The following is a 6,545-nucleotide window of genomic DNA, read 5'->3' as shown; positions in this document are numbered from 1 at the left end:
CCTGACCCATCAGCCTCCACCAGACACCGGACCACCACGCCGGAGTCCGCTGCCGCGCGCCCACCTAAGGACCATTCACGGACTAGTCCTCTGGAGGGTTCGCCCGGCGCCGCTCGGTACACTCGCGCTGCCGCCGGTCGGGCTCCACCAGGCGGCGCCGTCGTTCCGGGTCCATCCGCAGCGGGCCGCCCGGCCGTGCGCGCGGCCGGTGTTCCGGCGACCGGACCATCGCGGCGGCCCGGTCCAGCGCGGCGCGGGCCACCTCCGGGTACCGGTAGCCGCGCGCCCGGATGTGCCGCAGGAACTCCGGCTCCGGCGCGATGCCGTACCGCCAGGCGTAGTAGGCCAGCGCCTCCGACCAGATCCACCACCCGTCGGTGTGAACGTGCGACGGCACCACCGCGCCCGCCTGCACCGCCATCGGCACCTCCTCGGGCACCGGTGTCCCCATGTACGGGACGTCCAGCCCGGCGAGCAGCAGCGGCTCACCGGTCCGCTCCACCTGGGCCGAGTAGCGCAACGTACCGGCGTCGCCGAAGCCGAACACGCGGGTCAGCACCTCGCATGCTTCTCGTGGGGGGCGAAAATCCGCTCATCACCCGGAATCTCCAAGGTCACGGGCACGATGGTGGCACACCCGTCCGCGGTCCCAGGCCCGCGCGAGATCCGGGTGACGCATGTCGCCTACTTGATCGGGTAGCACCCCGGCATGACGAACCAGCAGGTCAGCGAAGGCGACGTTTTCCAACCGGGCCAGGTCGTGCCGGTCAGCGGCATCTATGAGTGCGACTCCGACTGTGGCCATCAGTGGTCGACCGACGTGAAGGGACACCGGTTTCCGCCGCTCCAGGACGGATGCAGCGGACACGGCTGGAAACTCGTCAGCAAGACACCCAGCGGCGCGGCAGGCGACTGAACACCACCGCCCCGACTCGCCGGCACGGCGACGCCGCAGGTCCACCGACGCGCCGGCTGCCCGAAAATCAGCTGCCGCCGCCCGAAACACCCGCCGGAGCGGACAGCGCACGATTATCGACGAACAAGATCTCGGGTCTCGTCGGTGCCGAGGGTGATTTCGGCCAGGTAGGCGTCGAGTTGGGTGATCATGCTCTCCGGGGGCAGGTGGCCGGCCAGCCGCTGGATGGACAGGCCGTCGACGAGGGCGTGCAGGCGCCGGGCGAGGAGTTCGGTCGAGGTGGTGTGGGGGGCCAGGAGGCCCTCGGAGTCCAGGCCCTCGATGAGTTGAAGGCAGAGCCCGTACATGCCGTCGAAGTGGGTGCGCTGGACCTCGGCCAGGTGCGGATCGCTCAGGCCCAGCGCCAGGAACGCGAAGGCGATGGCGGCCTCGGTGTGACGCTGCGCGTCGATCGGCATGGTCTCCAGCAGCGTGTCGCGGACCGCCTGATGGACGGTGCCGGTATGCCTCAGGCCGGCGATCCGGGTCGTGACCCGCTGTACCACCTGCTCGCAGGCGAAGGCCAGCAGCTCGGCGCGGGTGGTGAAGTAGTGCCGCAGCGCGCCGGACGACCAGCCGGCCTCGGCGGCGACCGAGCGGATCGAGACCTCGTTCACCCCCTCCCGGGCGATGACGCGACCGACAGCGTCGGCGAGCTCCAGCCGGCGTGCCTCGTGGTCCACGATCTTCGGCATCTGGCCATTATCGCACAGTCGTGTTATTTTCTTTTTCGTACGGTCGTGCGAAATAAGGTGCGTTGTGATCTTCCTGATCGTTGGATGCGAGATCGGGTTCTGGGTGCTGCTGGTGAGCGGGCTCGCGACCCGCTATCTCCTTCGCGCCCGGCGGCTCAGCAACATCCTGCTGGTCAGTGTCCCGATGGTCGACGTGGTCCTGCTCGCGGCCTCGGTCATCGACCTCCGGAGCGGCGCACCCGCGTCACCCGCGCACGGTCTGGCCGCGATCTACATCGGCGTCTCGCTCGCCTTCGGCCACCAGATGATCCGCTGGGCCGACCAGCGGTACGCCCATCGCTTCGCGGGCGGCCCCGCACCCGCGAAGGCGCCCAGGACCGGACGGGCCCACGCCGCCTACGAACGCGGCCAATGGCTTCGCCATCTCCTCGCCTACGTCGTGGCGGCGGCCGTGCTGGGCACCTTCACGCTGCTCGTCGGCGACGTTCACCGCACCCTGAAACCGTGGTCGGTGATGGTCCCCTGGGGGCTCGTGCTGGCGATCGACTTCGTGATCTCCTTCAGCTACACCATCGCCCCACGCAGGCGACGAGGCGCCTGAGCTCCCCGGCTAGCCGAGCACGTCCTCGGGGCCGGCCGAGGGCGGGAATCCCGTAGCGGCACCCCACATCTCCGCGAACCTGCCATCGTCGAAGCGGAAGATCTCGAACAGCATGGGCCGCCCGTCGCCGTCCGGCACCGCGATCCCCTCCACGGTCGAGCGGACGGCGGCCTTGTCGCCGTCGACCAGGATGTCCTGGGCCACGACGCGCATGTCGGGATGCCGGGCGACGAGTATGCGCCAGGCGTCCTTGCCCGCCTCGAATCCGGTGGTGCCGAGCGGATGGCTGAAGAAGTCGGGCGTGTGCAGATCGGCGCCCTTGTCGAACTGCCGGCTGTTGAAGCACTCCTGCATCTGCCGCACCAGGTCGCTGGCGTCCTCGCGTGTGGTCATCGGCGTATCTCCTCGTGGCCCGCAGGCCGAGTCAGGACGAGCGACGCACGCCATTAAGCGGTGCGCCGCCCCGGTTACGCTCAGGAGCATACGGTGCGGCGCCCCGGTTAAGCTAGGGGCCCATGTCCAGCCAGCCGCCCGATCCCACACCGGCGAAGCCGCCGGCAGCTCGGCGCAGCGACCGCGCGCTGCGCGCCGACGCACGCCGCAATCGCGAGCGCGTCCTGCGGACCGCGCAACGGCTGTTCGCGACGGAGGGCCTGGGTGTCTCGCTGGATGAGATCGCCCGTCGCGCGGGCGTCGGCCCCGGCACCGTCCACCGACACTTCCCGGCCAAGGAGGCGCTGTATCTCGCCGTCGCGACCGATCAGCTGAAGCACTTGGTGGCGGAGGCAGAAGTGCTCGCCGCCACCGGCGATCCCGCGGCCCTGTTCACGCTGCTGTCCCGGATGATGGCCACCGGCGCCGAGAACGTGGCGGTCAAGAGCGCGCTGGTGGCCGCCGAGTTCGACCTGCGCACCGCCGCTCCGGATGTCGCGGCGGACATCACCCGCCATGTCGCGAACCTGCTGGATCGCGCGCACGCGGCCGGCGTCGTACGCGACGACCTCACCGTCGACGAGGTGATGGCCCTGGTCGCCGGCGCCTTCGCCGCGATCCGCCACGCCGGCGCGGAGACCAGCCGCGAACGCTCAGCACATATCGCCCAGCTCATCCTCGACGGACTACGCCCCCGGCCCCGGTGAGCAACGCAGCGGACACCGCACCGGCAGGCGGCCGTTCACCGCTGATCCCCCCGGGCTACTTCGTCATGCCTGCCGTGAGGCCGGCGACGATCTGCTTGGTGGCGAGCAGGAACAGCAGGACCAGTGGGATCGTGGTGATGACCAGGCCCGCGTACAGCTGGGCGTGTGCCGCCTCGAACTCCGCGACGAAGCGGGTCAGGCCCACCGGCAGCGTGTACTTGTCGTCCTCCATCAGCACCAGCGGGAAGAAGAAGTCGTTCCACAGGGGGATGAACTGGAACAGCGCCACGGTCGTCAGCGCGGGCCGGACCATCGGCACCATGATCTGGGCGAAGATGCGCAGCTCACCGGCCCCGTCGATGCGGGCGGCCTCTTCCAGCTCGTTCGGCAGGCCGCGGAAGAACGCGGTCAGCACGAAGATCGCGAAAGGCACGCCGCTGGCGGCGTACACGCAGATCAGGCCGATCCGTGAGTCGATCAGGCCGATGGAGTTGAGCAGGTAGAACACCGGCACGATGCCGAGCCGGATCGGCAGCATCAGGCCGGCCAGGAAGTACGCGGTGAGCAGGCCCTGACCGCGGAAGCGATAGCGCGCCAGCGGGTACGCGGCCAGGACCGCGACGCCCGTGCCCAGCACCACCGCGCCGACCGTGACGAGGATCGAGTTCACGAAGTAGGAGCTGAACCCGCCCTCGGACCACGCCTTCGCGTAGTTCTCGAAGGCCGGGTGCGTCGGGAACCCGAGCGGCTTGGTGGCGAGGTCCTGTTCGGTGCGCAGTGAGCCCAGCGCCATGATGATGAGCGGCGCCAGCGCGGCCACCGCGTACACCCACAGCAGCACGGTGGAGGCGACCGCGCCACGGCTCGGGCGACGGCGGCGCCGCCGGGCGGGCGCGACCGCGACCGCCGGTTCCAGCACGGAGGTGGTCATTTCAGGCGTGCCTCCATCCGGCGGAAGAAGCGGTTCGCCACGGCCGAGATCCCGAAGATCAGGATGAACATGCAGACCGCGAGCGCGGAGGACTGGCCGATCGCGTTGGCGTCGGGGTTCTCGAAGGCGGTGCGGTAGAACAGCAGGCCGAGCACGTCGGTGGAGTACGCCGGGTTGCCCTTCGAGCCCTGCAACGCGTAGATCAGGTCCAGAATGTTGAAGTTGCCGATGAAGGTCAGCACGGTGACGATGCCGAGCACCGGCGTGAGCAGCGGGAACGTCACCCGCCAGAAGCTCTTCCAGGCCGACGCGCCGTCCACCCGCGCCGCCTCGTGGTACTCCTCGGGGATGCCGGCCAGCGCGGCGGCGAACAGCAGCATCGGGAAGCCCACCCACTGCCAGGCGTTGATCACGATCGCCACCGGCAGCGCCAGGTGGGGGTCGCCGCGCCAGGGCTGGGCGAGGGAGCCGAGGCCGATCCCGCGCAGCGCGGCGTTGACCGCGCCGAACTGCGGGTTGAGCATCAGCGACCACAGGTAGCCGGCCACGATCGGGCTGACCAGGTGCGGCAGCACGTACGCGGTCTGCAGGAAGCGCTTGCCGCGCCGGGAGCGGTGCAGCAGGGTGGCCAGCAGCAGCCCGCCCGTGGTCTGGATCAGCATGGTGCCGATGAAGAAGACGCAGTTGTGCGCCAGCGCCCGCCAGACCTGCTCGCTCAGCGGGTACTTCGTGAACAGGTCACGGAAGTTCGCCAGGCCGGCGAAGCCGTCCTGCCGGGTGCCGGTCCAGTCGAAGAAGCTGTACTGCAGGGCCGACACCAGCGGGTACACGATGAAGACCGTGTACAGCACGAGCGCCGGCAGCAGGAACACCAGCAGCAGCGGCCAGCGCCGCCGCCCCCGGCGGCGGGAGCTCCCGCCGCCGGGACCGGCGACCTCGACCGGCTCGGTCGTCGACGTCATCCGCCGCTGGGCTTGAACCACGCCGAGATGCCCTTCTGGACGAGCTTGCCCGCGTCCGCGGCCGAGGTGCCGCCCAGCATCTTCTGCAGGGCCTCACCCTCCTGGTCGCGGCCGAGCGGGTTCCCGTAGCCGAAGTCGACGACCATCATGTACGTCGCGCCGTGGGTCTTGAAGCCCTGGTACGTCTGCGCGAGCAGCGGGTCGCCGGGGGTCACGCCGGGGACGGCCGAGATCTGCTTGAGCGTGTTGGCGTACAGCTGGCCGAACTCCGGCGTCGCCATCCACTTGATCAGTTCCATCGCCTCGGTCTTGTGCTCCGAGTGCGCGTTCACGCCGTAGGAGCCGTCGACGAAGCCCGAGGTCAGCGCGTGGTTCACCTTGGCGCCCGGGGCCGGCGGGGCGTCGAAGGAACCGATCTGCAGGTCCGGGTTGGTCTTGGTGAACGGCCCGACCTCATACGAACCGCCCGGGTACATCGCGGCCTTGCCGCTGGTGAACAGGGTCTGCGCGTCGGGGTAGTCGACCGCGGTGACCTTGTCCGGGTAGTACGGCTTGAGCTTGGCCGTCACGTCGAGCGAGGCCGTGTAGTCGGGATCGGTGAAGTTCTTCTGGCCGGCCACCGCCGCCTTGGCGAAGTCGTCGCCGCCGTAGCGCGTCGCGCCGAAGATCTGGTGGTCGATGGCGAGCACCCACGGCTGCAGGCCGCTCGTGGACAGCGGCGTGATGCCGGCCTTCTTCAGCTTGTCGCAGTCCGCGATGAACTGTGCCCAGGTCGTCGGCGGCTGGATCTGCTGGTCGGCGAAGATCTTCTTGTTGTAGAGCACCGAGAGCGTCTGCATGGCGTACGGGACGCCGTACAGCTTGCCGTCCTGCTTGCCCTTGGCCGCCTGGAGCACCGTCGGGTCCCACTTGCTCACGTCGACCTGGCCGTCGAGGGGCGCCAGGTTGCCGGCGGAGATGAGGGACTGGATCGGGCCGTACGGCTTGAGCTGCACCACGTCGGGGCCGCCCGTCGCCTTTTTCAGCTCGGTCGGCAGCACCGTGAGGTACTCGGTGTTCTTGATCGGCTTGAACTTGACCTTGACCTTCGGGTGGCTCTTCTCGAACGGCGCGAAGATCTTCGCGTACCCCGCCGTGTCCTCGGGTCGCCAGGAGAGCACGGTGAGGGTGACCTTGTCACCGCCGCTCTTGGTACTGGGGGCGCATGCCGGGGCGGCGAGCACGACGCCGAGCGCCGTGATGACCGTGCAGAACTTACGCAT

The 6,545-nt window shown here is 69.4% G+C and carries 9 protein-coding genes; 3 read left to right on the top strand and 6 right to left on the bottom strand.

Translation table 11 applies throughout. The features are described from left to right. Positions 1-82: 82 nt before the first annotated feature. Positions 83-559, bottom strand: a complete 477-nt coding sequence (locus tag ABEA10_RS35140) for a hypothetical protein (RefSeq protein ID WP_345471386.1) — start codon at positions 557-559, stop codon at positions 83-85. A 150-nt stretch (positions 560-709) separates the two neighbouring features. On the opposite strand from ABEA10_RS35140, the gene ABEA10_RS35135 reads away from it, so the two are divergent. Next, positions 710-916 carry a hypothetical protein gene (locus ABEA10_RS35135; RefSeq protein ID WP_329251647.1) on the top strand — a complete coding sequence of 69 codons (207 nt, stop codon included), beginning with the start codon at positions 710-712 and terminating at the stop codon, positions 914-916. A gap of 113 nt (positions 917-1,029) precedes the next feature. On the opposite strand, the gene ABEA10_RS35130 is transcribed toward ABEA10_RS35135, so the two are convergent. Continuing rightward, entirely contained in the window at positions 1,030-1,650 is a 621-nt protein-coding gene (locus tag ABEA10_RS35130) for a TetR/AcrR family transcriptional regulator (RefSeq protein ID WP_345471384.1), read from the bottom strand. Positions 1,651-1,714: 64 nt separating this feature from the next. On the opposite strand from ABEA10_RS35130, the gene ABEA10_RS35125 reads away from it, so the two are divergent. After that, the gene (locus ABEA10_RS35125; RefSeq protein ID WP_345471383.1) at positions 1,715-2,251 is read left to right on the top strand and encodes a hypothetical protein; all 537 of its coding nucleotides are present in this window, start codon (positions 1,715-1,717) and stop codon (positions 2,249-2,251) included. Between the two features lie 9 nt (positions 2,252-2,260). Here ABEA10_RS35125 and ABEA10_RS35120 read toward each other — a convergent pair whose 3' ends face one another. Then, a complete protein-coding gene (locus ABEA10_RS35120; RefSeq protein WP_345471381.1) occupies positions 2,261-2,644 on the bottom strand; it encodes a nuclear transport factor 2 family protein in 384 nt (127 codons plus the stop codon). Positions 2,645-2,766: 122 nt separating this feature from the next. Here ABEA10_RS35120 and ABEA10_RS35115 point away from each other — a divergent pair, with 122 nt between their 5' ends. Further along, the gene (locus ABEA10_RS35115) at positions 2,767-3,390 is read left to right on the top strand and encodes a TetR/AcrR family transcriptional regulator (RefSeq protein ID WP_345471380.1); all 624 of its coding nucleotides are present in this window, start codon (positions 2,767-2,769) and stop codon (positions 3,388-3,390) included. Positions 3,391-3,445: 55 nt separating this feature from the next. Here the strand turns inward: ABEA10_RS35115 and ABEA10_RS35110 are convergent, their stop codons facing one another. From ABEA10_RS35110 to ABEA10_RS35100, 3 genes are read right to left on the bottom strand one after another with little or no spacing between them, the layout of a single operon-like run. Then, positions 3,446-4,321 (bottom strand): carbohydrate ABC transporter permease, encoded by an 876-nt coding sequence (locus ABEA10_RS35110; protein ID WP_329251634.1) that lies wholly within the window; start codon positions 4,319-4,321, stop codon positions 3,446-3,448. Continuing rightward, positions 4,318-5,283: a carbohydrate ABC transporter permease gene (locus tag ABEA10_RS35105; protein ID WP_345471378.1), complete on the bottom strand. Its 966-nt coding sequence runs from the start codon at positions 5,281-5,283 to the stop codon at positions 4,318-4,320. The genes ABEA10_RS35110 and ABEA10_RS35105 overlap by 4 nt, the downstream gene beginning before the upstream one ends. Beyond that, complete coding sequence (locus ABEA10_RS35100; RefSeq protein ID WP_345471376.1) at positions 5,280-6,545, bottom strand: ABC transporter substrate-binding protein; 1,266 nt, start codon at positions 6,543-6,545, stop codon at positions 5,280-5,282. The genes ABEA10_RS35105 and ABEA10_RS35100 overlap by 4 nt, the downstream gene beginning before the upstream one ends.

It is taken from the genome of Actinoallomurus oryzae (assembly GCF_039541955.1).
GTDB classification, from domain to species: Bacteria; Actinomycetota; Actinomycetes; order Streptosporangiales; family Streptosporangiaceae; genus Actinoallomurus; species Actinoallomurus oryzae.
Note: the sequence above shows the minus strand (reverse complement) of the source record. Positions and strands in the feature narration are given on the sequence as shown.